The 24,742-nt window shown below is 68.3% G+C and carries 21 protein-coding genes and 1 tRNA gene; 12 read left to right on the top strand and 10 right to left on the bottom strand.

Annotation, left to right across the window (positions count from 1 at the left end):
• The first annotated feature begins 71 nt into the window (after window positions 1-71).
• The 5 genes from BMZ25_RS09830 (at window position 72) to BMZ25_RS09810 (ending at window position 4,734) form a co-directional block, all read left to right on the top strand.
• Window positions 72-818: a GntR family transcriptional regulator gene (locus BMZ25_RS09830; RefSeq protein ID WP_092692933.1), complete on the top strand. Its 747-nt coding sequence runs from the start codon at window positions 72-74 to the stop codon at window positions 816-818.
• Window positions 815-1,789: a TRAP transporter substrate-binding protein gene (locus BMZ25_RS09825; protein WP_092692928.1), complete on the top strand. Its 975-nt coding sequence runs from the start codon at window positions 815-817 to the stop codon at window positions 1,787-1,789. Before BMZ25_RS09830 ends, BMZ25_RS09825 begins: the two co-directional genes overlap by 4 nt.
• A 78-nt stretch (window positions 1,790-1,867) precedes the next feature.
• A complete protein-coding gene (locus BMZ25_RS09820) occupies window positions 1,868-2,380 on the top strand; it encodes a TRAP transporter small permease (protein ID WP_092692923.1) in 513 nt (170 codons plus the stop codon).
• 4 nt (window positions 2,381-2,384) lie between these two features.
• Complete coding sequence (locus BMZ25_RS09815; protein ID WP_092692918.1) at window positions 2,385-3,662, top strand: TRAP transporter large permease; 1,278 nt, start codon at window positions 2,385-2,387, stop codon at window positions 3,660-3,662.
• 16 nt (window positions 3,663-3,678) lie between these two features.
• Window positions 3,679-4,734, top strand: coding sequence for an L-idonate 5-dehydrogenase (locus tag BMZ25_RS09810; RefSeq protein WP_092692915.1), 1,056 nt, complete (start codon window positions 3,679-3,681; stop codon window positions 4,732-4,734).
• Between the two features lie 18 nt (window positions 4,735-4,752).
• Here the strand turns inward: BMZ25_RS09810 and BMZ25_RS09805 are convergent, their stop codons facing one another.
• From BMZ25_RS09805 to leuB, 5 genes are all read right to left on the bottom strand, one after another.
• Window positions 4,753-5,658, bottom strand: coding sequence for a nickel/cobalt transporter (locus BMZ25_RS09805; protein WP_092692913.1), 906 nt, complete (start codon window positions 5,656-5,658; stop codon window positions 4,753-4,755).
• Window positions 5,640-6,305: a DUF1007 family protein gene (locus tag BMZ25_RS09800; RefSeq protein WP_092692910.1), complete on the bottom strand. Its 666-nt coding sequence runs from the start codon at window positions 6,303-6,305 to the stop codon at window positions 5,640-5,642. Before BMZ25_RS09800 ends, BMZ25_RS09805 begins: the two co-directional genes overlap by 19 nt.
• A gap of 140 nt (window positions 6,306-6,445) precedes the next feature.
• Window positions 6,446-6,522, bottom strand: a tRNA-Pro gene (locus BMZ25_RS09795).
• 44 nt (window positions 6,523-6,566) lie between these two features.
• Window positions 6,567-7,535, bottom strand: coding sequence for a DMT family transporter (locus BMZ25_RS09790; RefSeq protein ID WP_092692905.1), 969 nt, complete (start codon window positions 7,533-7,535; stop codon window positions 6,567-6,569).
• Window positions 7,536-7,574: 39 nt separating this feature from the next.
• Window positions 7,575-8,681 (bottom strand): 3-isopropylmalate dehydrogenase, encoded by a 1,107-nt coding sequence (gene leuB / locus BMZ25_RS09785; protein ID WP_092692900.1) that lies wholly within the window; start codon window positions 8,679-8,681, stop codon window positions 7,575-7,577.
• A gap of 126 nt (window positions 8,682-8,807) precedes the next feature.
• Here leuB and BMZ25_RS09780 point away from each other — a divergent pair, with 126 nt between their 5' ends.
• Complete coding sequence (locus BMZ25_RS09780) at window positions 8,808-9,350, top strand: peroxiredoxin-like family protein (RefSeq protein WP_092692897.1); 543 nt, start codon at window positions 8,808-8,810, stop codon at window positions 9,348-9,350.
• A gap of 2 nt (window positions 9,351-9,352) precedes the next feature.
• On the opposite strand, the gene BMZ25_RS09775 is transcribed toward BMZ25_RS09780, so the two are convergent.
• The 4 genes from BMZ25_RS09775 to leuC form a co-directional block, all read right to left on the bottom strand.
• Window positions 9,353-10,420: an endonuclease/exonuclease/phosphatase family protein gene (locus BMZ25_RS09775; RefSeq protein WP_408033435.1), complete on the bottom strand. Its 1,068-nt coding sequence runs from the start codon at window positions 10,418-10,420 to the stop codon at window positions 9,353-9,355.
• 8 nt (window positions 10,421-10,428) lie between these two features.
• Window positions 10,429-11,217 carry a hypothetical protein gene (locus BMZ25_RS21165; protein ID WP_235859836.1) on the bottom strand — a complete coding sequence of 263 codons (789 nt, stop codon included), beginning with the start codon at window positions 11,215-11,217 and terminating at the stop codon, window positions 10,429-10,431.
• Window positions 11,218-11,545: 328 nt separating this feature from the next.
• Window positions 11,546-12,151 (bottom strand): 3-isopropylmalate dehydratase small subunit, encoded by a 606-nt coding sequence (leuD, locus tag BMZ25_RS09765; RefSeq protein WP_092692891.1) that lies wholly within the window; start codon window positions 12,149-12,151, stop codon window positions 11,546-11,548.
• Window positions 12,152-12,259: 108 nt separating this feature from the next.
• Entirely contained in the window at window positions 12,260-13,663 is a 1,404-nt protein-coding gene (gene leuC, locus BMZ25_RS09760; RefSeq protein WP_092692886.1) for a 3-isopropylmalate dehydratase large subunit, read from the bottom strand.
• A gap of 293 nt (window positions 13,664-13,956) precedes the next feature.
• Between leuC and BMZ25_RS09755 the strand changes: the two genes are divergently transcribed.
• From BMZ25_RS09755 to BMZ25_RS09745, 3 genes are all read left to right on the top strand, one after another.
• Window positions 13,957-14,568, top strand: a complete 612-nt coding sequence (locus BMZ25_RS09755) for an SOUL family heme-binding protein (protein ID WP_143071517.1) — start codon at window positions 13,957-13,959, stop codon at window positions 14,566-14,568.
• A 61-nt stretch (window positions 14,569-14,629) separates the two neighbouring features.
• A complete protein-coding gene (locus BMZ25_RS09750) occupies window positions 14,630-15,958 on the top strand; it encodes a mechanosensitive ion channel family protein (RefSeq protein ID WP_092692880.1) in 1,329 nt (442 codons plus the stop codon).
• Between the two features lie 48 nt (window positions 15,959-16,006).
• Window positions 16,007-16,678: a ferredoxin reductase domain-containing protein gene (locus BMZ25_RS09745; RefSeq protein WP_092692877.1), complete on the top strand. Its 672-nt coding sequence runs from the start codon at window positions 16,007-16,009 to the stop codon at window positions 16,676-16,678.
• Between the two features lie 6 nt (window positions 16,679-16,684).
• Here BMZ25_RS09745 and BMZ25_RS09740 read toward each other — a convergent pair whose 3' ends face one another.
• Complete coding sequence (locus BMZ25_RS09740) at window positions 16,685-16,948, bottom strand: DUF7218 family protein (RefSeq protein WP_092692873.1); 264 nt, start codon at window positions 16,946-16,948, stop codon at window positions 16,685-16,687.
• 115 nt (window positions 16,949-17,063) lie between these two features.
• On the opposite strand from BMZ25_RS09740, the gene BMZ25_RS09735 reads away from it, so the two are divergent.
• The 3 genes from BMZ25_RS09735 to BMZ25_RS09725 all read left to right on the top strand — a co-directional run bounded on the left by BMZ25_RS09735 (window position 17,064) and on the right by BMZ25_RS09725 (window position 24,662).
• Entirely contained in the window at window positions 17,064-17,972 is a 909-nt protein-coding gene (locus tag BMZ25_RS09735; RefSeq protein WP_092692867.1) for a formate/nitrite transporter family protein, read from the top strand.
• Between the two features lie 142 nt (window positions 17,973-18,114).
• Window positions 18,115-19,842: an autotransporter assembly complex protein TamA gene (locus tag BMZ25_RS09730; protein ID WP_235859835.1), complete on the top strand. Its 1,728-nt coding sequence runs from the start codon at window positions 18,115-18,117 to the stop codon at window positions 19,840-19,842.
• Window positions 19,842-24,662: a translocation/assembly module TamB domain-containing protein gene (locus BMZ25_RS09725; RefSeq protein ID WP_092692865.1), complete on the top strand. Its 4,821-nt coding sequence runs from the start codon at window positions 19,842-19,844 to the stop codon at window positions 24,660-24,662. Before BMZ25_RS09730 ends, BMZ25_RS09725 begins: the two co-directional genes overlap by 1 nt.
• The last annotated feature ends 80 nt before the right edge of the window (window positions 24,663-24,742 follow it).

Genomic DNA, 24,742 nt, shown 5'->3' with positions numbered 1-24,742 from the left:
CTGGTCGGATGCACCACCTTGTCTACTTGTATGGCAGTATGGTAGCAACCCTGCAGGAGGAGGATCGAATCATGCTCGTAAAGCGGGACACTGCGATTCACGAGGTCGACCAGACCGCACCCATCGGGCCACAGGTCCGTCGGGCGCTGCGTGAGCGCATCATCCGCAACGACCTGAAACCCGATCAGAAAATCTCCGAATCCGAGATCGCCGCGCAATACGGCGTCAGCCGTCAGCCGGTGCGCGAGGCGTTCATCCGCCTCTCCGACGAGGGGCTCGTGACGATCCTGCCCCAGCGGGGCACGCGGGTCTGCCGCATCGGGCTGGCCGCCGTGCGCGACGCCCGGTTCATCCGCGAGTCGATCGAGGCCGACATCACGCGGCTGCTTGCGGACGGGCAGGGGGCCGATCACGTGGACGAGTTCCGCGGTCTGATCGACGCGCAGCGCCGCGCCGCGGACACCGATCCGGTCGAATTCATCCGCGCCGACGAAGCCTTTCACCGTGCCATGGCGGACGCCGTCGGCAAGGGCGGTCTCTGGCGCAAGGTCCAGAGCCTCAAGTCGCAGATGGATCGCGTGCGCTTCCTCGCGCTGGGTCAGTTCCCGGTGCGCAAGCTCATCGATCAGCATGCCGCCATCGTGGACGGCATCGCCGCGGGCGATGCCGACGGCGCCGAGGTGGCGCTGCGCCATCACCTGCGGGAGGTCCTGAGCGACCTGCCGCACATCGTCCGCACCAACCCGGACTTCTTCGACGCCGCGACAGACGGCGCCGAGGACCAGATTGTCAAACTCAAGGGAGGAGAAACCGTATGACGTTCTTCAAGACCATCGTGACCGCCGCGGCGCTGGCCGCCGTATCGGGGCCGCTCGCCGCGCAGGAGCGTACGCTGCAGCTCGGTCACCTCGCCAACGAGGAGAACTCGTGGCACCAGGCGTCGGTCAAGTTCGCCGAAGAGGTCGAGCGCCTGACCGACGGCCGCATCGCCGTCGAGGTGTTCCCAAACGAGTCGCTCGGCAAGGAGATCGACCTGATCAACGGCATGCAGCTTGGCACCGTGGACATGACGATCACGGGCGAGAGCCTGCAGAACTGGGCGCCCAAGGCGGCGCTGCTGGCCGTGCCCTATGCCTACGACTCGCTCGAGCAGATGGACGAGGTCGCCTCGGGCGAGATCGGTGACGAGATCGAGCAGCAGATCATCGAGCAGGCGCAGATCCGGCCCATCGCCTACTTTGCCCGCGGCCCGCGTGAGCTGACGGCGAACCGCGCGATCGAGACGCCCGAAGACCTGGACGGCCTGAAGATGCGCGTGCCGAACGTGCCGCTCTTCGTGGACGTGTGGTCGTCGCTTGGCGCCCAGCCGACGCCGATGGCGTTCTCCGAGGTGTTCACCTCGCTGCAGAATGGCACGATCGGCGCGCAGGAGAACCCGCTCGCCCTGATCCGCTCGGCCAGCTTCGACGAGGTGCAGAGCCACGTGAACATGACCGATCACGTCCGCTCGTGGATCTACCTCACCATCGCCGAGCAGACCTGGAACGATCTGTCGGAAGAGGATCGCGCGGCGATCGAGGAAGCGGCGCAGATCGCCCAGGAGCACGAGCGCGAGCTGTTCCTCGAGAGCCTCGAAAACGACCGTGCCTATCTCGAAGAGCAGGGCATGACCTTCGTCGACGTCGACAACGCGGCCTTCGCCGAAAAGGCGCGGGATGCGGTCCTGTCGAACGTCTCCGACGAGATCCGCCCGACGGTCGAGCAGCTGTTCGCAAGCCAGGCCGAGTGATCGGCTGATACCGTGAGGACCGTCGGCCCGTCAGGGCCGGCGGTCTTCAGTTTCACCAGGCACGAAAAGGTCCGCCCCATGAAGACGCTTCGGATGCTAGAGACGGCCGTGACACTGCTGTTCCGCGCTGTGGTGGGGATCGCCTTTCTCGTCCTGATCGCGGCGGTCCTTGTGCAGGTGGTGGGCCGCCTGAGCGGCGCCTCTCCGGTCTGGACCGAAGAGCTGACGCGCTTCGCGCTGCTCTATCTCGCTGCGGTCGGCGCGGGGCTCTCGCTTAAGTCCGGCGAGCTCGTGAACGTCGACGTCGTCTGCGAGGCCTTCCCCGAGAGGATCGCCTGGACGCTCCGCCTCGTCTCGGCGCTGCTGGTCGCGGGGCTTGGACTCTACCTGCTGCCGATGGCGTGGCGCTTTACCACGATCGGAAATTTCCAGACCTCGCCGGCGCTGGGGCTGAAGATGAGCTACGTGCACTTCACCGTGTTCCTGATGCTCGCGCTTCTCGCGTTCTTCGCCATCCTGCGCGTCGTCGGCATGCTCACCGGGACCGACAACGGCCGGCCCGCCCACCTGAACATCGATCCGGAAGAGTGACCGCATGGACGTGACCATCCTATTCGGCGTCTTCATCGCCGGACTCATCATCGGTGTGCCCGTCGCCGTGACACTGGGCCTCTCGTCGCTGGCCTACATCCTGTTCGCCGGGCTCAACCCGGTGGCCATTCCGCAGAAGATGTACGCCGGCATGGACGTGTTCGTCCTGCTGTCGATCCCCGGCTTCATCCTGGCGGGCAACCTGATGAACCGCGGGGGCATCACCACGCGGATCATCCGGTTCGCGTCCGCCATCGTGGGCTGGGTGCGCGGCGGCCTGGGCCTGACCAACATCGCGGCCTCGATGCTGTTCGGCGGCGTCACGGGGACGGCGGTGGCCGATGCCGCCTCGATCGGGGGCGTGATGATCCCCGGCATGAAGAAGGCCGGCTATCCGGCCGACTTCGCGGCCGCGGTGACCGCCGCCTCGTCGACCGTGGGGCCGATCATTCCGCCCTCGGTGCCGATGATCATCGTCGGCTCGCTCGCCGGGATCTCGGTGGGGCAGATGTTCGTTGCCGGCGCGATCCCCGGCGTGCTGATGGGCCTCGCCATGATGGTGACCGCCTATGTGATCTCCAAGCGCCGCAACTTCCCCCGGCAGGAATGGCAGGGCTGGGGCGAGGTGGTCCGCGCGTTCGGCTCGGCGTCGTGGGCGCTGGCGATGACCGGCCTCATCATCTACGGCCTGCTCTCGGGTCTGGCCACGCCGACCGAGACGGCGATCATCGCCAGCGTCTATGCCCTGCTCGTCGGCGGCCTGATCTACCGCGAGCTGCCCTGGCGCCAGGTGCCGAAGATCGTCATCGACAGCGCCGTCGCCTCGGCGGGGATCCTCGCGCTGGTGGGGTTCGCCAACGTGTTCGGCTGGATCCTCGTGTCCGAGCGGATTCCGCAGATGATCGCAGACGGCGTGCTCTCGATCTCGGAGAACCCGATTTTCGTCATCCTGATCATCAATCTGCTGCTGCTGTTCGTCGGCATGTTCATGGAGACGATCGCCGCGCTGATCATCCTGTTCGTGCCGCTGCAGCAGCTGGCCTTTTCCGTCGGAATCGACCCGATCCACTTCGCGACCTTCGCGGTGCTGAACCTGATGATCGGCCTGACGACGCCGCCGGTGGGTGTCTGCCTCTTCGTCTGTGCCGGCATCGCCCGGTTGCCGCTGGCGCCGGTGGTCCGCGCGGTGCTGCCGTTCCTCGCCACCAACATCCTCGTGCTGCTCGCCGTCAGCTACATCCCCGCGCTGTCGACCTGGCTGCCGCGCCTGGTGGCCAACTGATCCGACCGGAGACGCCATGACCGACCCCATCCGCATCTGCCGCCTACATGCCAAGGGCGACCTGCGCATCGAGACAGAGGCCCCGGTGCCCCCGGCCCGGCACGAGGTCGCCGTCGCCATCGGGGCGGGGGGCATCTGCGGGTCGGACCTGCACTATTGGCACGACGGCGGAATCGGCACGATCCGCGTGCGGGAACCCATCATCCTGGGGCACGAGGCCGCCGGCCATGTCATAGCTGTGGGTGAAGGGGTCGAAGGACTTGCCGTCGGGGACCTCGTGGCGGTGAATCCCAGCCATCCCTGCGGTGACTGCCTCTTCTGCCGCGAGGGGCTGCCGAACCAGTGCGCCAACATGCGCTTCCTCGGCTCGGCGATGTACCTGCCCCATGCGCAGGGCCTGTTCCGCGACCGCGTGACCGTGGGCGCGGCGCAGTGCCACAAGGTGCCGGGCGACGTTTCGGTCGCCGAGGCGGCCTGCGCCGAGCCCCTGGCGGTCTGCCTGCACGCCGCGCGGGTCGCCGGAGACCTGGCCGGCAAGCGCGTCCTCGTGACCGGGGCCGGGCCGATCGGGGCGCTCTGTACCGCCGTCGCCGCGGCGCAGGGCGCGGCCGAGATCGTGACAACGGATCTGCACGATGCGCCGCTCGACGTGGCGCGCAGGCTTGGGGCGCATCACATGGTCAACGTGGCGACGACCCCTGACGCGCTGGACCCATGGCGCGCGGACCGGGGGCGTTTCGACGTCGCCTTCGAGTGCTCGGCCGCGGCGCCGGCAATTTCCCAGGCCGCCCAGTGTCTCCGCCCGTGTGGCACGCTGGTGCAGGTCGGGTCCGCCGGCCCGACCGAGGTGCCGCTGAACGTCCTCGTCGGCAAGGAGATCGTGCTGCGCGGCACCTTCCGCTTCGACCGCGAGTTCGCCGAGGCCGTCGCGGCCATCGGCAGGCGCGACATCGACGTGCGCCCCGCCATCACCGGCGCCTGGCCCGTCGAAGAGGCCGCCGCGGCCTTCGAGGCGGCCACCGACCGGCGCCGCTCGGTCAAGGTGCACCTGACCTTCGCCGGGGCGGACTGAACCGCATCCTCCGAGCGGTCAGATGACTCGGGCGAGCATCTCGGTCGAGATCAGGCAGATCGCGATCCCCGCCAGCACCTCGATCACGGGCAGGAGTCGCATCGCGACGCCGTCCTGTCCGAGGGACAGAAGCGTGCTCTCGCGGGTGAACACGCTCGCCACGGCGACCGCGACCGTCAGTGCCCCCGTGCCCACGGCCATGGCGACCGTTCCGGCGATGCCGGTCGGCAGCATGTCCATGTAGGCGGTGAGGACGAGCAGAAGGATCGCCCCGGAACAGGGCCGGATCGCCACGCCCGCCATCAGCATCAGCGTGTCGCGCGTCCCGCCGGCCCGCTCGACCTCGTCCAGGCCTGGCGCATGTCGATGACCGCAGCCCGCGTGGTCATGATCGTGGCCATGGTCGTGCCCCGCGCCTGCCCGCCGTTCCGAGAGCCGCCAGAGCGTCCGCGCCCCGCGCAGGGCCAGCCAGAGCCCCACCAGGCCGATCGCCACCGTGCTGGCCGGAAGCATCAGCGTCTCGGCGGTCGCGGTCAGCTGCTGCCGGGTCCACCCCGCCACGAGGAGCCCGCCCAGCACCAGAACGATCGCCGTCACCGCCTGCCCGAGCGACGACAGCAGCGCGATCGCCGCGAGCCGCAGCAGCGTCACCCGCCGCGCTATCCCGTAGCCACCGATGAGGATCTTGCCATGCCCCGGCCCGACCGCGTGGAAGAATCCATAGGCGAAGCAGACCCCGAGAAAGACCGTGACGGCGCCGGGCTCTCCGGCCCGCAGGGCGCGGAGACTGCCGGCCAGGCCGGTCTGGAACTCGCGCTGCCAGCCGGCGGCCCAGGCGGCCACGCGCATCTCCGCGCCGGTCACGAGCGCCCAGGCCAGCGCCCCGACCAGCAGGGCGGGCACGATCAGGAAGAGGCGTCGCATCGCAGGGTGAAACTGTCCGCGAAGAGGATGCCGATATCTGGCAGATCGACCTCCTCGAAGGGATCGCCGCCCATGTCGACGGCGGCGAGCGCATCGCCGTATTCCTCTTGCGCGGCCTCGGTATCGGCCTTGTCCCGCACGAGACGGCACGCGTCGCGCCCGATCACACCTGGCGTCCCCGGCACGTCGTAGGCAACGAAATAGGTGGGATCGTAGGACCGGGCCACGATGGTCGCGTCAGTGATCGAGACGGGTGTCTCGAGCGGCCGGACATGGGAGGTGATGATCCGGTCCGCCTCGAACCGGGCGCGATGATCCACGGGGCGCGCCAGCGCGACCTCGGCGCCGTCCCGCGTGACGCTGAAATCGCCGGGAAAGCCCGCCGCCCAATCCACGTCCTGCCCCGCGAAGGCATCGAGCCGCGCCTGTTCGGGCACGCCGTCCCCGTCCGCGTCGAGCCCGCTCTCCTCGATCATCAGCATCGAGTAGAATTCATCGTAGGACCAGTCGATGCGGACCGCGGTCAGCCGCCCATCCTCGATGACAAGATCGAAATCGGTGTCGATGAAGACATGCGGATGCGCGATGGCGGCGCCGGACAGGGCCACCCAGAGAGCGAACGGAAGAAGCGAGCGGTGCGGGCGCATGACATGCTCGCTATCCGCAAGCTGCGCAAACGGCAATGGGCCAGATACGCGCAGGCGGAGTCTCACGCAACGACGCGAGTCTGCACGCCGCTCACAGGGAAAACCGGCGCCTTGAACGGGTTTGCCATTCCGTTGAAATCTGGTCGGAGTGGCAGGATTCGAACCTACGACCCCTGCCTCCCGAAGACAGTGCTCTACCAGGCTGAGCTACACTCCGACCGTGCCGCGCCGATTATCGCGTGGCGCGGGCTTTGACAAGGGTCAATCGCGTGATCTTCTGCGGCGATCTACAAGAACGCCGATCCGGGGCATCAGGCCCAGTTCGAACCGGGTGCGGGTGCCCAGGACGGGCCGGTGCAGGGACCGTCCCGCGCCGCTTTCCCGTAGAAGGATATAGAGCCCGCTGGCGACGATGATCGTTACCCCGATCCAGGTGGGCCAGTCCGGCCGTTCGCCGAAGAACAGCGCGCCGAAGAGCGCGGCCCAGAGGATCTGCGAGTACTGCATGGGCGCGACGAGCGCCGCCGGCGCGGCCCGGTAGGCGGCGATCACCAGAAGGCCCGCACAGAAGCCGAACACGGAGACGAGGCCGAGCAGGCCGATATGCTCGATCGGCATCGGGCGGTAGACGAACGGCAGCAGGGCGCCCATCACCACGACGTTGGTGACCATCGGATAGAGCATCAGCACGAGCGGCCGCTCGTCCCGGCCGATCTTGCGCACGATGGTCGAGGCGGTGGCGGACCCGACCGCCGAAGTCATCGCCGCGATATGACCAAGGCTCAGGGCCTCGCTGCCGGGACGGAGCACGACGAGGACGCCGACGAGCCCCGCCAGAACGGCGCCGCCCCGGTGCAGGCCCACCCGCTCCCCTAGAAGGGGGATCGACAGCAGCGTGATCAGCAGCGGCGTGGCGAAGAGGAAGGCATAGACCTGCGCCAGCGGCAGCAGAGAGAAGGCGGTGAAGGCCGAGATACCGGTCACCACTGCCGCCAGCGTCCGCAGGGCGGTCCACCATGGATGGACCGGGCGCAGATGGCCCGGCGTGGGGTCGCGCATCAGCAGAAGTGTGGCCAGCGGAAAGCTGAACAGCACGCTGAAGAACATGATCTGAAACGGCGCATAGTAGCCGCCGAGGGCCTTGATCACCGCGTCGTGGCTGGCGAACAGGGCGAAGGCGCAAAGCGCCAGAAGCGCGCCGCGCGGGCCGGGGCGCGCCGGGTCGGTCACCGCAGCGGTCCCCCGCGCGGTGCCGATATGTGGCCGGCGTCAGGCACTGGCGTCTAGCGCGGCGACGATCGCGTCGCCCATCTGAGAGGTGCTGACCGGCGTGCGTCCTTCCTCGCCCAGAAGATCGGCGGTGCGCAGGCCGTCGGCCAGGACCGTCTCGACCGCCTTTTCCAGGCGGGTCGCCTCGTCGCCGGCATCGAACGAATAGCGCATGGCCATCGCGAAGCTGAGGATGCAGGCGATCGGGTTCGCCTTGCCCTGGTCGGCGATGTCGGGGGCCGAGCCGTGGACGGGCTCGTACAGTGCCTTGGGCCGGCCGTTCGCCATCGGCGCCCCGAGCGAGGCCGAGGGCAGCATCCCGAGCGAGCCGGTCAGCATCGCGGCAGCGTCCGACAGCAGGTCGCCGAACAGGTTGTCGGTCACGATCACGTCGAACTGCTTGGGCCAGCGGCAGAGCTGCATCGCGCCCGCGTCGGCGTACATGTGGCTCAGCTCGACATCGGGATACTCGGCGGCGTGCACCTCGGTCACGACGTCGCGCCACAGGATGCCCGATTCCATCACGTTGGCCTTCTCCATCGAGCAGACCTTGTTGCCGCGCTTGCGGGCCAGCTCGAAGGCCGAGCGTGCGACGCGGGCGATCTCGCCCTCGGTGTAGCGCTGGGTGTTGATGCCGACGCGCTCGTTGCCCTCGGTGTGAATGCCGCGCGGCTCGCCGAAATAGACGCCGCTGGTCAGCTCGCGCACGATCATGATGTCGAGGCCCGAGACCACGTCACGTTTAAGCGACGAGAAGTCGGCGAGCGCGTCGAAGCACTGCGCGGGACGCAGGTTGGCGAACAGGTCCATCTCCTTGCGAAGGCGTAGCAGCCCGCGCTCGGGCTTCACGCTGAAGTCGAGCTGGTCGTATTTCGGGCCGCCGACGGCGCCGAGCAGAACGGCGTCCGCCTGCTGGGCACGCTCCATCGTCTCGTCCGAGAGCGGCGCCCCGTGGGCGTCGTAGGCGGCGCCGCCGACAAGACCCTCGGAGACGTCGAACTGCATGCCGCGTGCCGTGCCGAACCAGTCGATGACCTTGCGCACCTCTGCCATGACCTCGGGGCCGATTCCGTCGCCGGGTAGGATCAGAAGGGAAGGGGTGCTCATCGCTTGGCTCCTTGTGAAACGGTCGAGGCGGGGTAGCCCGCGGACCGGACGTGGTCAAGCGGCGGGGAACAGGCCGGGCGGCCGCGTGGTTTCAGGTCGAACGCCTTTTGACGAAAGGAAGACAGGATGCTCACTCCCGCGCAGAAGACACCGGCCCTTTCGCTGCCGACCATCGGCGGCGGCACGTTCGATCTGGACAATCACCACGGCAAGAACGGCACACTCCTGGTGTTCTATCGCGGCCTGCATTGCCCGATCTGCATCGGCCAGCTCTCGGAGCTGTCGAGGATGCAGTCGCGCTTCGACGACCTCGGCATCGCCACCGCCGCGGTCAGTACCGATCCCGAGGACCGCGCGGCCCAGACCCGTGAAAAGGCCGAGGCCGAGAAGGTGACGTTCCTTCACTCGCTCAGCCAGTCCGCCGCACGGTTCGACTGGGGGCTGTGGATGTCGTCGGCCCGTCCGGACAGCGACGAGCCCGAGGTGTTTTCCGAGCCCGGGATGTTCTTCGTCTCTCCGGATCGCACGCTGGTCTTCGGCTGGGTCCAGACCTCGCCCTTCGCGCGGCCGCAACTCGAAGACGTGGCGGGTGCGATCGCCTTCCATCTCGAGAAGGGATATCCGGCGCGCGGGCAGTATGACGGGCCGCTGGATCAGGACGCCGCCTGACATCAGTATCCGACGTCGACCCAGACGAGCCGGTGGCGGGAGGCGCGGGCGCTGAGGCGCGCGAGCCCTCCACTCTTTGGCCACAGCACGCCCGAGTCGGCCACGGCGAGGTCCACCGAGGGCAGAACGTAGTCGACCCGCAGGTTGCCGGGGCCGCCCTCGTCGCTCCAGTCGACCGTGTCGAGGCGCGGTGGCGAGCGGTGTCCGGAATTGACGCCGCCGTCCCGCAGGGCGGCGACCGCACCGCCCTGCGACGCGGGTTCGGTGTCCTGCACACGCGGATCGGCAAGCAGGGCGGCCAAGGCGCCGCGCCGCCCCTCGCCATCGCGCGGGTCGAGATTCGCGCCGCCCAGGATGACGAACGGGCTGTCGGGCGGCGGAGCCTCCAGCGCGCCGTCCAAGTACCGCAGCCACAGCGCGATCTCGTCGTGGTTGCGGCGGCCGTTCCTGTCTTCGGGGCCGTCGAACACGGGCGGTGTCGCGCGGAAGGTCAGCAAGTGCAGGCGCGGCCCAGCGGGCAGCGCGACTGGCACGACCCAGTGCGCGGTGCTCGACAGGCGCTGTACCCGTTCAACCGCCGGATCGGGCCAGGGCGGTGGGTCCGCGCCCGGAAGGTCGGACCAGAGCAGGGTGCTGAAATCCACCACGCCGGTCCGGTCGGCCGGCCAGCGCGACAGTACCGCCAGACCGCCGGCCCCCGCGAAGCGCCCGTATCCCTGGGCGTCCCTCGGCGTGCCGAGGCGGTTGTCACCGTCGAGATCGAGCCCGGTGGTAAGGCCCGCATTCGATGCGAGGGCGAAGTGGTGCGGCATCTCGTGCCCGGCCTCGGCCACCGCATCGGCGAGCGCGGACAGGGTGCAAAGGTCGGCGTCATGATCGATCCCCGACAGGACGAGAATGTCGGGCTCGGCGGCGGCGATGACGCCCGCCACGGCGGTCACCTGCGGATCGTCACCCGCCCGGATGTCGCGCAGCAGCAGGCCGGGGCCGTCGCGCGACAGTTCGGTGTCGAAATAGGCGATGCGGGCCTGTCCGGCGTGCGCGGCGGCCGGAAGGAGAACGCCGAGCAGGAACAGGATCAGGCGGTGACGAGTCCCGCGCTTTCGGTTTCCGAGCGCTTGCGCAGGGTAGCGATCATTCGCGCGATGCGGGTCATGGCGATGCCACGCATGAAGAGGGAAGTAGGAAGAAACGCCCATGCCGCGACCGTCCAGACCATCGTTTGCGGCGTCTCGAACGACATCTCGCCGAACATGGCCGATGCGCCGCGGATCGCCGCCGGCATCAAGAATGGCAACAGGAACCCTAAGGCGATGTTAATGCGGCCGTCGCGGTGGAGGCGGTCGACGATGTCGCCGCCGGCGGTGGGGTCGAAGGTGGGCAGGTTAACCCAAACGTTAAAGCTGCCACCGCGCAGGGGCCATGCGCCGACACGGATCGCGATGAAGAAGACGATCATCGAGATCAGCGAGATGAGGTAGGCGATTCCCGCGGATGCGCGGACCAGCAGCAGGTACGAGACGTCGGCATCGGGCGGGAGCATCAGGATCACGAGCCGTACGGGGGAATAGGGGAAGTCGATCCCCGCGCCGACGAGGCCGCCGATGGCCTGCACGAATTGTGTCAGCGAGCTTGGCGAGACCATGCCGCGGCACATGACCGAGATCAGGAACACCGTGACGAACAGGGAGGTGAACCGGATCCGGTTGAACGGCGGCGCGTCGCGGAATTCGTAAAGACAGGGATAGCTGGACGCGTACTCGGACACGGTGAGGATCGCCGCCGCGATACCGACGAGCGCCACGACCTGCGCCGAATCCTCGCCCATCCAGGGTGTCAGAAGCGACGGCGTGGCGATCATCAGCATCACCAGAAACCCGCGCGCAAGCGCACCTGCCAGCCTTGAGATCACTGCCCCGAGCCCTCGTACCGGTCGGCCACGATTCGGTGCCGTGGCCTTATGCCGACCGCTTGGCGAAACACGCCGCGGCCTGCCTTATTGATGCCCAACTCTGGCCCACTTCCCTACTATCCCTCAACGCCCTGTTTACCCTGACGAAATTCTGCGGCGGTTTTGTGGAGAGACTGGTGCCGCTTTGCATCATTTCGTTAACGTGAAAAAGGCCGCCCAGGGGGCGGCCCTTTCACGTTCAGGTTGTGACTCGTGTAAGGCGCGAGTCAACGTTGCCGCGGCGTCACATCCACGGACGTGTGGCCTGCGCGCCGCTCTCGAACGTGTCGATCGCCGCGCCCTTTTCGAGCGTGAGGCCGATGTCGTCGAGGCCTTCCATCAGGCAGCGCTTGCGGAACGGGTCCACGTCGAAGGTGACCTGGGTGCCGTCGGGCGTGGTGATGGTCTGGTTCTCCAGATCCACGGTCATGCGGGCGTTCTGGCCCTTTTCGGCCTCCTTCATCAGCAGGTCCACCTGCTCTTGCGGGAGGGCGATGGGGAGGATGCCGTTCTTGAAGCAATTGTTGAAGAAGATGTCGGCGAAGGACGGTGCGATGACGCAGCGGATGCCGAAATCCTTGATCGCCCAGGGGGCGTGTTCGCGCGACGAGCCGCAGCCGAAATTCTCGCCCGAAATCAGGATGTCGGCGTCGCGGTAGGCGGGCTGGTTGAGGACGAAATCGGGGTTCTCGTTGCCCTCGCGGTCGTAGCGCATCTCGTCGAAGAGGTTCACGCCGAGGCCCGAGCGCTTGATGGTCTTCAGGAACTGCTTGGGGATGATCATGTCGGTGTCGACGTTGACCAGCGGCAGGGGCGCCGCGATCCCGGTGAGCGTTTCGAACTTTTCCATGTCAACGATCCTTAACGGAGGGGCGCGAAATCGGGGCGCCCGTTAACTGTCACGGAGCGTACACCGGGCGTGCACAACCCGTGCACAACCCGGCATACATCTTCCGCCTCACGCGAGATCGCGCACGTCGGTCAGACGCCCGGTGATCGCGGCCGCCGCGGCCATCGCCGGCGACATCAGGTGGGTGCGGCCCTTGTAGCCCTGCCGGCCCTCGAAGTTGCGGTTCGAGGTCGAGGCGCAGCGTTCGCCGGGGGCGAGCTGGTCGGGGTTCATGCCGAGGCACATGGAACAGCCGGCCATCCGCCATTCGAATCCGGCGTCCTGCAGCTTCTGGGCGATGCCCTCTTCCTCGGCCTGGAGGCGGACCATGCCCGAGCCCGGCACGATCATGGCGCGGAGGCCGTCCTTGACCTTCTTGCCTTCCATGATCCGGGCGACCTCGCGCAGGTCCTCGATCCGGCCGTTGGTGCAAGAGCCGATGAACACGGTGTCGATCTCGATGTCGGACAGGCGGGTGCCCGGCTCGAGCCCCATGTATTCCAGCGCGCGGCGGGCGGCGTCGACCTTGCCGCCCTGGAAATCCTCGGGCGAGGGGACGCTGCCGTCGATCGGCAGGACGTCCTCGGGCGAGGTGCCCCAGGTGACGACCGGCGTGATCTCGGAGGCGTCGATCTCGACCACCTTGTCGTAATGCGCGCCCTCGTCCGAGCGCATCGACTTCCAGTATTCGACCGCCATCTCCCACTGGGCGCCCTTCGGCGCGTGGGGGCGGCCCTTGACGTATTCGAAGGTCTTTTCGTCGGGCGCGATGAGACCGGCGCGGGCGCCACCCTCGATCGCCATGTTGCAGACGGTCATCCGGCCTTCCATCGACAGCTCGCGGATGGCGGAGCCGGCGTATTCGATGACGTGGCCGGTGCCGCCGGCGGTGCCGGTGCGGCCGATGATCGTCAGCGTGATGTCCTTGGCGGTGACGCCCGGCGGCAGCGTGCCCTCGACCTTGACCAGCATGTTCTTGGATTTCTGCTGGATCAGGGTCTGCGTGGCGAGCACGTGCTCGACCTCGGAGGTGCCGATGCCGTGGGCGAGCGCGCCGAACGCGCCGTGGGTCGCGGTGTGGCTGTCACCGCAGACGATGGTCATGCCCGGCTGCGTCCAGCCCTGCTCGGGGCCGATGATGTGTACGATGCCCTGACGGTTGTCGTCGACATCGTACATCTCGATGCCGAACTCCTTGGCGTTGGCCCGCAGCGCCTCGACCTGGATGCGCGACTGCTCGTCCTTGATGCCGTCCACCCGGGTCGGGTCGGTGGGCACGTTGTGGTCGGGCACGGCGATCGTCTTTTCCGGCGCGCGGGGCGTGCGGCCGGCCATGCGCAGACCCTCGAAGGCCTGCGGGCTGGTCACCTCGTGCACCAGGTGGCGGTCGATATACAGCAGGCAGGTGCCGTCCTCGGCCTCGTGGACGACGTGTTCGTCCCAGATCTTGTCGTAGAGTGTCTTGGGGGACATCGGTCCTCTCCCGTTCGTGATCTTTTCGGATGGAATCGCGGGTGGCGGCGCGCGTTATAGGCGGGCAAGAACGGTGCGTGCGGCACCGAAGAAGCGCCAGGGCAGGCGCGCGCGGTCGTCCATGTCGAAGATCATATCCATGCTGCGGATTTACGCCTACGCGGTGTTTCCCGCAAGAGCCGGTTGCAGCCGCCCCCGGTGGCACGACAGGATATGGCCGACCTCGACGACCCCGCGATGGACCCAGGAGCCCCCGTCGCGCGTATCGACCCGAGACACCAAGGAGACGCGACATGGCGCAAATCCTCGATACCCGGAGCGGCACGACCGACGGCGGGTCCGGCACGTCCCCGGCTCGGGCCGGCTACAAGGGATACGAGGCGCCGGTCTACGACGTCGAGCGGCAGATCGGCGATGTCGAGCTGCGGCTGTATCAATCCTGCCTCCTGGCCGAGATCACCGTGCGGGGCAGCCGGGATTCGACCATGCGGAAGGGCTTCAAGGCGCTGGCGGCCTACCTGCAGCAGGAGGGCGCCCCCGAGATGACGGTGCCCGTGATTCACCAGCCCGCCCGGATCGGCAACGCCGCCCCGGTTGAACATGCCGGCCGCGACGAGCTGTGGACGACCTCGTTCGTGATGCCGCGGGGCCGCGACCGTGCCTCGCTGCCCGAGCCCGAGGACGAGAACATCCACTTCCGCGACGTCCCGGCCGAGCGGCTGGCGGTGCTGACCTTTTCCGGGCGGAACCACGCGCGCCGCGTGAACCGGAAGATCGGCGTGCTCGAGCGCACGCTTGCGGGGCCGGGGCTGAAGGTGTCGGGGCCGGCGCGGGCGATGCTCTACGACGATCCCTTCACCCTGCCGTGGCACCGGCTGAACGAGGTGGCGCTGCCGCTGCGGTGATGCGCCGCTTGCCCGCCCGCGGGCCGCGTGACAGCATCCGGCGGATGTCCGGACCCACGCGATGACACCAGAGCTCGAAAGCCTTTCCGAACAGCTTGCCGCGTTCCTCGCCTCGCTCGAGATGGGGGCGCGCAACATGCTGCTGCCGTCCCGGTTGACGCAGCTGGCGATCCTGGTCGTGCTGCTGCTGGCGACCTGGCTGATCCAGCGCTGGGCGGTGCCCGCGCTGCGCGCCTGGCTGCGCCGGCGCGAGGGCTGGCCGATGTGGCGCATCCGCGCGGGGGTGGTCGTCCAGCGGCGGCTGCCGCTGATGATCTTCGTGACGCTGGCGTGGATGGCCACCTGGGCGATGCAGGCGGTGACGGTGTTCCCGTCGCGCAGCTACCTGCTGGAGCTGGTGGCGACGATCGCGACGGCGCTTGTGGCGGTGGCCTTTGCCTCGCGGCTGGTGCGCAACCCGATCCTGCGAAAGGTGGTGCGCTGGGGCCTTTGGGGCTTTGTCGTGGTCTACTATACCGGCGTCGTGGACGAGGCCGCGCGTGCGCTCGACAGCCTGGCCTTCCAGATGGGCGAGTTCCGGCTGAGCGCGCTGACCCTTATGCAGGCGCTGATCGTGACGGGTGTGCTGTTCACCGGGGCGCGCATGGTCGCCCGCGTCGGCGCCGAGAACATCCGCCGCAACGAGGAGATCAGCCCCTCGATGCGAGTGCTGGCAGTCAAGATCCTGCAGATCGCCCTGTACGGCCTGGCGCTGTTCATCGGGCTCAAGGCGGTGGGCGTGGACCTGACCGGGCTGGCGGTGCTGTCGGGTGCGATCGGCGTCGGGCTGGGCTTCGGCCTGCAGAAGGTGGTGTCGAACCTCGTCTCGGGGGTGATCATCCTGCTGGACAAGTCGATCAAGCCGGGGGACGTGATCTCGCTCGGCGAGACGTTCGGCTGGATCAACACGCTGGGGGCGCGCTATGCCTCGATCACCACGCGGGACGGCAAGGAATACCTGATCCCGAACGAGGACCTGATCACCGGGCAGGTGGTCAACTGGTCCCATTCGGACAAGTTCGTCCGGCTCGATATCTACTTCGGCACCGCCTATCACGACGATCCGCACATGGTCCGGCGGATCGCCATCGAGGCGGCGTCGGGGGTCCGGCGCGTGCTGGCCGACCCCAATCCCGTCTGCCACATCGTCGGCTTCGGCGATTCCTCGGTCGACTATATCCTGCGGTTCTGGATCACCGATCCGACCGGGGGGCTGACCAACATCCGGGGCAACGTCTATCTGGCGCTATGGGATGCCTTTCAGGCGAACGGCGTGACCATCCCGTTCCCCCAACGCGAGGTGAAGGTGCTGGGCGGATCCGAGCTGGGCACACGGGCCGTCGAGGATTGAGGAACCGGTGCGGCGCGGGGCGGGTTCTCGGGCGGAAAGGAGACATCCATGAGTTACCGCCTGACGCTGAAAGAGACCACGCCGGTCACCCACGACGTGAACCGCCTGGTCTTCGACAAGCCCAAGGGCTTTACCTTCACGCCCGGCCAGGCGACCGAGCTGTCGCTCGACCGCGACGGCTGGCGCGAAGAGGGGCGGCCCTTCACCTTCACCTCGTTTCCCGAGGACGACTTTCTGGAGTTCACGATCAAGTCCTACCCCGAGCATGACGGCGTGACCGAGCAGATCGGCATGCTGAAACCGGGCGATACCGTGCTGATCGGCGATGCCTGGGGCGCGATCGAGGACAAGGGTCCCGGCACCTTCATCGCCGGGGGCGCGGGGATCACGCCGTTCATCCCGATCCTGCGCAAGCGCATCAAGACCGGGCAGGGCGTCGCCGGCTGCCACCTGATCTTCTCGAACGCGACGGAGAAGGACATCATCCTGCGCGACGAGTGGGAAGAGGCCGCCGGGCTCTACACCACGTGGGTCGTCACCGAGGAAGAGGTGCCGGGCCTGCACAACCGTCAGATCGATGCCGACTTCCTGCGCGAGAAGGTCGCTGACACCAACAAGATGGCCTATGTCTGCGGCCCCGACAAGATGGTCGAGGACGTGGTGAAGGCGCTGAAGGAGATCGGCGTCCCCGATGACAAGATCGTCACCGAGGAAGCCTGACCGGCATCAATGCTTGCGAAGGGCGGCGATAAGGTCGTCCTTCGTCATCTCCGAGCGGCCCTCGATGCCGACCTTCTGGGCCTGTTCGTAAAGTTCGTCGACGCTCCATTCCTCGTAGGGCGGGCGCTTGCCGCCCTTGTGGGACGGGCTCTGGGTGTCATTCGCCTGCGCATTCGCGATCCGCGCGGCCTTTTCCTCGGAATGGCCCTGCTTGCGCAGTTCCTCGTATGTCTCGTCGTCCTTGATGGACTTGCCATGATCCTTCGTCATCGGTGCGCTCCTCGCAGTGTCCTGCGGTGGCAAAGCGGCATCCCGCCGCAGGGTTCCGGGGAACCCGTGGCGACCGGGGTCAGTTGACTGTTTTTCATTAGGAGGCAAGACGCCCGTGGTTACCGCGTCGTTCGAAGCTGAATCCGAACACGAGGAAGAGGTCGAGCAGCAGAACGTTGATCGTGCGACGCGCCTGAACGCGCGCCTGATCTACGAGGTTGTGCGCCGCGACGGTCAGGACGAGCTGACGCGGTCTCCGAACTCGCTGATCTGGTCGGGTCTCGCGGCCGGGATCCTGATCTCTTTCTCGATCCTCGGCGAGGCAGTGCTCCGCAAGCACATCACCGACATGCAGGCCCGGCCCCTGATCGAGAGCCTGGGTTATTCGCTGGGCTTCCTGCTGGTCGTGCTGGGGCGGATGCAGCTGTTCACCGAGAACACGATTACCACGGTGCTGCCGCTGATGGCGAAACCGTGCAAGGATCACCTGTTCCTGATGCTGCGGCTCTGGGCGATCGTGCTGACGTCGAACGTGGTGGGGGCGTTCATCGCCGCCGGCTTCATCGCCCATTCCGGGGCGTTCGACGGCGATCTCCTGACCAATTTCGCCGAGATCTCGGAGGCTGCGCTATCGCACGAGGGATGGAAGGCGTTCGTGAAGGCGATTCCCGCGGGTGTTCTGGTGGCCGCGATCGTGTGGATGATGCCGACGGCGCCGCACAATCCGTTCTTCATAATCCTCACCTTCACGTGGCTTATCGCCGCAGGCGACTTCACCCACATCATCGCCGGCTCGGTCGAGATGGCGTACCTGATCCTGACCGACGCGATGGGGACCTGGGATGCGGTCTTCGGGTTCTTCCTGCCCGTTCTTGCAGGGAATGTGGTGGGTGGCACCGTGGTGTTCACGCTGATCACCTGGGGCCAGGTCCGGGACGAGGTGAAGGCGACGCGCGGAGAGCTCGTGCGCAGCCCGATGGGCCAGCCGGTTGAGCGCGTTGGGCCACGGTCGCAAAAAACCTGAATCCCCCCCGTAGCAAGACTGCCCTCTTCCGCGCTACGGATATTATTCAACGAGGAGGGCAGCCCCGGTGAAGGTCTTCATTTCTCGCGGTCGTTGGGCCGCCGTTTGGGTTACGAGTGCCGCCGTTCTGGCGGGGTCCGCCGTGGGGCAGGAACTGGATTTCGTCGTCGAGGGCGATGACGAGGATCTGGAAAGCGACCTGCGCAATGCCTCGCTTCTGGTCGAGAATGATGGCGAGGATGTGACCGATCCGCAGGAGCTGCTGGCATCCGCGCGGGCCGATTACGGCCGCATCGTGGGCGCGCTCTATTCCGAGGGGCGGTTCGGCGGTGTCGTCAACATCCTGGTCGACGGACGCGAAGCCGCGGAAATTCCACCGCTTTCGGCGCCGTCCTCGATCAGCCGCATCAGCGTGCGCGTGGAGCCGGGGCCGACCTACCTGTTCGACCGGGCCGAGGTCGATCCGCTGGCGCCCGAGACCGAGCTGCCCGAGGGCTTCGCCGTGGGCGAGCCGGCCCGCACGCCGGTGATCCGCGATGCCGCCGAGAGCGGCGTGACCGGGTGGCGCGACCAGGGCCGCGCGCTGGCCGAGGTCGGCGACCAGGAGATCACCGCCAAGCACGCCGAGGACCGCCTGTCGGCGCGAATCATCCTCGAGCCCGGCCCCGTCGTGCGTTTCGGAGACCTCGTGCCGCGCGGCAACGACCGGGTGCGGACCGAGCGGATCCTCGAGATCGCCGGCCTTCCGGTGGGCGAGGTCTACTCTCCCGACGAGGTCGAGAACGCGGCCGAGAACCTGCGCCGGACCGGCGCCTTCCGCGCGGTGTCGCTGGCGGATGCGGACGCGCTGAACCCCGACGGCTCGCTCGACATCCTGGCCACCATCGACGAGGAGAAGCCGCGCCGCTTCGGCTTCGGCGCCGAGATCAGCTCGATCGACGGCCTGACGCTGAGCTCGTTCTGGCTGCACCGGAACCTGTTCGGCGGCGCCGAGCGGCTGCGCGTCGAGGGCGAAGTCGGCAGCCTGGGCGGCGGCACCGGCGGCGTGGACTATTCCTTCGGCGCGCGGTTCGAGCGGCCGGCGACCTTCGGCCCCGATACCGACCTCTATCTCGAGACGTCGATCGAACGTCTGCAGGAGCCGGACTTCGACAGCGACACCGGCAGCATCGGCGGCGGCATCGTCCGCCGGATCGGGGACGACCTGGTCACCGAGGCCGGCGTCGCCTATCGCTTCAGCCGCGTCACCGACGACCTGGGATCGCGGAACTTCCACCTGCTGACGGCACCGCTGAGCGCCACCTACGACAAGCGCGACACGGCCCTGAACACCAAGAGCGGCTATTACATCGACGTCACCGCGACGCCGTTCATCGGCCTTCAGGAAAGCGACAACGGCGGGCGGCTGACCTTCGACACCCGCGGCTATTACGGGTTTGGCAGCGAGGACCGCTTCGTCCTGGCCGGCCGGCTTCAGGGCGGCTCGATCCTGGGGGCCGACATCCTGGGCGTGCCGAACGACTGGCGCTTCTATTCCGGCGGCGGCGGCACCGTGCGCGGCCAGGCCTACCAGTCGCTCGGCGTGCTGGTGGACGGGGTCGAGACCGGCGGCCGGTCCTACATCTCGGCCTCGGCCGAGGTGCGCACCGAGGTCACCGACTCGATCGGCGTGGTCGGTTTCTACGACTGGGGCACGGTCAGCCGCGACGCCTTCCCCGGCAGCGATGCCGACAGCCATGCGGGCGCGGGCCTGGGCCTGCGCTATCTCACTCCCATCGGTCCGATCCGGCTTGACGTGGCGACGCCCGTCAGCGGGCCCGACAGCGGCTCGGACGTTCAGTTCTATGTCGGGATCGGACAGGCATTCTGATGAGACACCTCCTCGCGCTTACGCTCTGCCTCTTCGCCGCTGTTCCAGCGCTGGCGCAGGAGGACGAGGACGACGGCGGCGGGTTCCTGGAACGGCAGCTCGAACGTCTGCTGTCGAGCGACGACCGGGACGTGACGATCCGCGGCTTCCAGGGCGCGCTGTCGAGCCGCGCCACGCTGGAGACGATGACGATCTCGGACGCCGACGGCGTGTGGCTGACGCTCGAGAACGCGGCGCTGGACTGGAACCGCTCGGCGCTGCTGCGCGGGCGGCTCGAGGTCGAGGAGCTGTCGGCCGAGCGCCTCTCGGTGCAGCGTCCGCCGCTGCCGGCGGAGCCGCAGATGAACCTGCCCACCCCCGAGGCGCAGCCCTTCAGCCTGCCGGACCTGCCGGTGTCGGTGAATATCGGCCAGCTGGCCATCGACCGGGTCGAACTGGGCGAGCCGCTGTTCGGTGAATCCGCGGTGGTCAGCCTTGAGGGCCAGGTGCAGCTGGCGGACGGCGACGGCTCGGCGGACATCCAGGTGGACCGGATCGACGGCGAGGACGGCAGCCTGTCGCTCGACGCCGGGTTCCAGTCGTCGGACAGCGTGCTGAACGTCGATCTGGCGGTGCAGGAGGGGCCGGGCGGCATCCTTGCGACGCTGATGAACATCCCCGACCAGCCGGCGGTGTCGGCCACGGTGCAGGGCAGCGGGCCGCTCTCGGACTTCACCGCCGAGATCGACGTGGATACCGCGGGCGAGGATCGCCTGGCGGGCACGGTCGAACTTGCCTCGGAGGGGTCGGGCGAGGATCTGGTGCGCAGCTTCGACGTCGATCTGGGCGGCGACGTGGCGGCGATGGTCGCGCCCGAGTATCGCCCGTTCTTCGGTCCCGACATCCAGCTGCAGGCGCAGGGACAGACCTTTGCCGACGGCCGCGTGTCGGTCGACCAGCTGGCGCTGTCGGCGCAGGCGCTCGCGCTGGACGGCTCGGTGCTGATCGGACCGGACGGCCTGCCGCGCGAGATCGCGCTGGAGGGCGAGATCGCGTCGCCCGAGGGCGACCGCGTGGTGCTGCCGTTCGGCGGCGGCGAGACCAGCGTTCAGCGCGTCGGCCTGGACGTGGGCTATGACGCCGCCGAGGGCGAGGACTGGACCGGCGAGATCGTGGTCGAGGCACTGCAGCAGCCGGGCGTCGAGATCGCCACGCTGCGGCTGGACGGCACTGGACAGATCGTCGTCGAGGGCACGCAATCGGTCACTGCCGATCTGGATTTCGGGGCGCAGGGCCTGTCGCTGAACGACGCGGGCCTTCAGGCCGCTCTGGGCGAGGACGTGACCGGCACCGCGCGCATCGCCTGGGAGGCCGGAGCGCCGGTCGACCTGGAGGATCTGCAGATCGGCGGCCGCGCCTTCGCGCTGACCGGTTCGGGGCAGGTGGACGCCACGGGCGACGCTCCGACGGCGAGCCTTCAGGCGCAGCTCGACGCCGACGATCTGCAACGCTTTTCGCAGCTGGCCGGGCGCGACCTCGGCGGGGCGGGCCAGGTGTCGCTCGACGCCACAATCGGGCTGACCGACGCGAGCTTCAACGTGGCCGTGGACGGGCAGACCACCGACCTGTCGGTGGCGATCCCGCAGGCCGACGCGCTGCTGTCGGGCGAGACCGACCTGACGCTTCGGGCCGAGCGCGACGGCGAAGGCACCCGCGTGTCCGAGCTGTTCCTCGGCAACGACAAGATCAACCTGACCGGCAGCGCCGACCTGCGGAGCGAGGACAGCACCGCGCAGGCCGAGCTGAGCTTGCCCGACGCAAGCGTCGTGGACGAGCGGCTGGAAGGCGGCCTGAACGTCGCCTTTACCGCCGAGCAGCCCGGTGCCGACTGGGAGTTCGACCTGACCGGCGAGGGCCTGATGACCGACCTGCGGGCCAGCGGCACGCTGGACCTGCCGGAGCCGCCCGAGGATGCGACGGATGCGCCGCCCGAAGGTGTGCCGCAGGTCTCTGCCGACCTGTCGTTCAGCGCCCGCGACCTCGAGCAGTTCGCGCTGCTCACCGGGCTGCCGCTCGACGGCTCAATCGAGGCCGAGGCCACGGCGAGCGGCCTGACGGACGCGTCGATCTTCGACGTGCAGTTGGACGGCACGCTGCAATCGGTCGAGGTGGGGATAGAGCAGGTCGACGCGCTGCTGCAGGGCGAGACCGAGCTTGGCCTCGATGCGGCGCGCGAGGGCGCGAACTCGGTCATCCAGCTGTCGCGGCTGCAGATCGTGAACCCGCAGATCACGGTAAACGGACAGGGCCAGTATTCCGACGGTGAAAGCCGGGTGACCGGCACGCTGCGTCTGGAAGAGCTGTCCGAGATCGTCGAGGGCCTCTCGGGGCCGGTCACGGCGGACGTCGTGGCCCAGCAGATCGCCGAGGGCTGGCAGGTGTCGGTCGATGCCGAGGCCGCCGAAGCGGTGCTGGAGGCCATGGCCGACGTCACCGAACTGGACAGCGGCACGCCCCTGATCGAGGGGACCGCGCGACTGGACGCTGCCGACCTGTCGAACTTTGCCGCGATCGCGAACCGCCCGCTTGCCGGTGCCGCCGATCTGCGGGTCGAGGGCCGCGCGCGGAGCGACGCGAGCACGTTCGAGGTGACGGTGAACGGCACCACGCGGGACGTCGAAACCGGCATCCCGCAGGCCGACGGCCTGTTGGGCGGAACGACCGAACTGTCGGCCGAGGCGTCGCGGAGCAGCCCGAACGCGGCGATCGAACTGCCACGACTGGAGCTGTCCAACCCGCAGCTGACGCTGGCCGCCGAGGGCCGCTATGGCGCGGGGCAGAGCGTGCTCGACGCCGAGCTTTCGCTCAGCGATCTGGCCGATGTCGATCCGGGCCTGTCGGGTCCGGCCGAGGCTACGGTGGCGGCGCAGGAGATCGAGAACGGCTGGTCGGTCGAGGTCAATGCCGACGCGGATGATGCCGTGCTCGACGCGGTGGCCGAGATCACCGACCTTGCCGACACTCCGCTCGTCGACGGCGAGCTGACGCTGGCGGTCGACGGCCTGTCGCGGTTCTCGGGGCTGGCGGGGCGCCAGCTGGGTGGCTCGCTTAGGGTCGATGCGACCGGGCAGGCGCGGGCCGATGCCAGCGCCTTCGACGTCGAGGCGAACGTGGACGGGCAGAACCTGTCGGTCGGCATCCCTGACGTTGATCGGCTGCTGGGGTCGAGCACGCAGGTCGTGGTCGACGCCTCGAAGCAGGCGCCGAACGCGCCGATCCAGCTGGAGACCGCGCGCATCCAGACGCCGACGCTGCGGGTGACCGCCGACGGGCAGGTCGTGGACGGGCAGAGCCGCGTCAACTTCGACGCGCGGCTCGCCGACATCGCGCCCTATGCCGCCGGGATCAGCGGGCCGGTGACGGCCAACGGCACCGCGGCGCAGACCAGCTCGGGCTATAGCCTCGACATCGATGCGACCGGACCCGGCGGCACCAGTGCCGCGGTCTCGGGCACGGTGTCGAACGATTTCGGGCAGCTCGACCTCGACGTGACGGGGCAGGCGCCGCTGGGCTTGGCGAACCGGTTCATCGAGCCGCGGTCGGTGGCCGGGACGCTGAACTTCAACATCGCGGTGGACGGGCCGCCGGGACTCGACGCCGTGTCGGGCCGGGTGACGACGACGAACGCCCGCTTCGTGGCGCCGTCGCTGGCGCTGGTGCTCGACTCGGTCAACCTGAGCGCCGACATCTCGAACGGGACGGCGCAGCTACAGGGCAACGCCACCAAGCAGGAGGGCGGCACGATCACCGTGTCGGGCCCGATCCAGCTGTCGGGCGGGTTCGACGCCGCGCTCGACATCGTGGCCGATTCGTTGGTGGTCGAGGATCCGTCGCTCTATCGCACGTCCGTTTCCGGCGAACTCGGCATCGACGGCCCGTTGACCGGCGGCGCGTCGATCGCGGGAACGTTGCAACTGGGCGAAACCGAGCTGCGCATCCCCTCGACCGGGCTGGGCGCGACCGGCCCGATCCCCGAGGACATCACGCACCTGAACGAGCCCGCCGACGTGCGCGCCACGCGTCGCCGCGCGGGGCTGATCGACGAGGACGGAGACGGCGGTTCGGGCGGCGGTGGCGGCGGTGTCGCCTATCCGCTCGACATCACGATCTCGGCGCCGAACCGGATCTTCATCCGCGGCCGGGGGCTGGATGCCGAGCTGGGCGGCGAGCTGACGATCGAGGGAACGACGGCGAACGTGATCCCGGCGGGGCAGTTCGACCTGATCCGCGGCCGGCTCGACATCCTGGGGCAGCGGCTGGATCTGGTCGAGGGCAGCGTCACGCTGCAGGGCGACTTCAGCCCCGTGGTGCGGCTGGTGGCCGAGACCGACGCCGACGACACGGTCGTGCGGATCGTCGTCGAGGGCACCGCGACGAGCCCCGAGATCGGGTTCACCTCGTCGCCGGAACTGCCAGAGGAAGAGGTTCTGTCGCGGCTGCTGTTCGGCCGGTCGATCAGCAACATCTCTCCGCTCCAGGCGGCGCAGCTGGCCTCGGCCGTGGCGACGCTGGCCGGGCGCGGCGGTGGCGGCGTGATCAACAACCTGCGCAACAGCTTCGGGCTGGACGACCTGGACATCACGACCACCGACGAGGGCAACGCCGCAGTGCGAGCCGGGACCTATATCTCGGAGAACGTCTATACCGACGTCACCGTCGATTCCGAGGGCGAGGCCGAGGTGAACCTGAACCTCGATGTCAGCGAATCGGTCACCGTGACGGGCAGCGCCAAGAACGACGGCGAAACCAGCCTGGGCGTGTTCTTCGAGCGCGATTACTGACGCCGCGCGTCGCTAAGCGCCTCTATCCGTCGCAATTCCCGCTGGGCGTGTGTCGCCCGGCGGCTATCGTTCCGGGGCCG

The sequence above is a fragment of the Tranquillimonas rosea genome (assembly GCF_900111315.1).
GTDB classification, from domain to species: Bacteria; Pseudomonadota; Alphaproteobacteria; order Rhodobacterales; family Rhodobacteraceae; genus Tranquillimonas; species Tranquillimonas rosea.
This window is presented reverse-complemented; position numbering and strand designations above follow the sequence as displayed.

What these genes read in the sequence shown, in the direction of transcription:
- BMZ25_RS09830 (WP_092692933.1), top strand. Translation starts at nt 72, where the DNA reads ATGCTCGTAAAGCGGGACACTGCGATTCACGAGGTCGACCAGACCGCA.
- BMZ25_RS09825 (WP_092692928.1), top strand. Translation starts at nt 815, where the DNA reads ATGACGTTCTTCAAGACCATCGTGACCGCCGCGGCGCTGGCCGCCGTA.
- BMZ25_RS09820 (WP_092692923.1), top strand. Translation starts at nt 1,868, where the DNA reads ATGAAGACGCTTCGGATGCTAGAGACGGCCGTGACACTGCTGTTCCGC.
- BMZ25_RS09815 (WP_092692918.1), top strand. Translation starts at nt 2,385, where the DNA reads ATGGACGTGACCATCCTATTCGGCGTCTTCATCGCCGGACTCATCATC.
- BMZ25_RS09810 (WP_092692915.1), top strand. Translation starts at nt 3,679, where the DNA reads ATGACCGACCCCATCCGCATCTGCCGCCTACATGCCAAGGGCGACCTG.
- BMZ25_RS09805 (WP_092692913.1), bottom strand. Translation starts at nt 5,658, where the DNA reads ATGCGACGCCTCTTCCTGATCGTGCCCGCCCTGCTGGTCGGGGCGCTG.
- BMZ25_RS09800 (WP_092692910.1), bottom strand. Translation starts at nt 6,305, where the DNA reads ATGCGCCCGCACCGCTCGCTTCTTCCGTTCGCTCTCTGGGTGGCCCTG.
- leuB (WP_092692900.1), bottom strand. Translation starts at nt 8,681, where the DNA reads ATGAGCACCCCTTCCCTTCTGATCCTACCCGGCGACGGAATCGGCCCC.
- BMZ25_RS09780 (WP_092692897.1), top strand. Translation starts at nt 8,808, where the DNA reads ATGCTCACTCCCGCGCAGAAGACACCGGCCCTTTCGCTGCCGACCATC.
- BMZ25_RS21165 (WP_235859836.1), bottom strand. Translation starts at nt 11,217, where the DNA reads ATGCTGATGATCGCCACGCCGTCGCTTCTGACACCCTGGATGGGCGAG.
- leuD (WP_092692891.1), bottom strand. Translation starts at nt 12,151, where the DNA reads ATGGAAAAGTTCGAAACGCTCACCGGGATCGCGGCGCCCCTGCCGCTG.
- leuC (WP_092692886.1), bottom strand. Translation starts at nt 13,663, where the DNA reads ATGTCCCCCAAGACACTCTACGACAAGATCTGGGACGAACACGTCGTC.
- BMZ25_RS09755 (WP_143071517.1), top strand. Translation starts at nt 13,957, where the DNA reads ATGGCGCAAATCCTCGATACCCGGAGCGGCACGACCGACGGCGGGTCC.
- BMZ25_RS09750 (WP_092692880.1), top strand. Translation starts at nt 14,630, where the DNA reads ATGACACCAGAGCTCGAAAGCCTTTCCGAACAGCTTGCCGCGTTCCTC.
- BMZ25_RS09745 (WP_092692877.1), top strand. Translation starts at nt 16,007, where the DNA reads ATGAGTTACCGCCTGACGCTGAAAGAGACCACGCCGGTCACCCACGAC.
- BMZ25_RS09740 (WP_092692873.1), bottom strand. Translation starts at nt 16,948, where the DNA reads ATGACGAAGGATCATGGCAAGTCCATCAAGGACGACGAGACATACGAG.
- BMZ25_RS09725 (WP_092692865.1), top strand. Translation starts at nt 19,842, where the DNA reads ATGAGACACCTCCTCGCGCTTACGCTCTGCCTCTTCGCCGCTGTTCCA.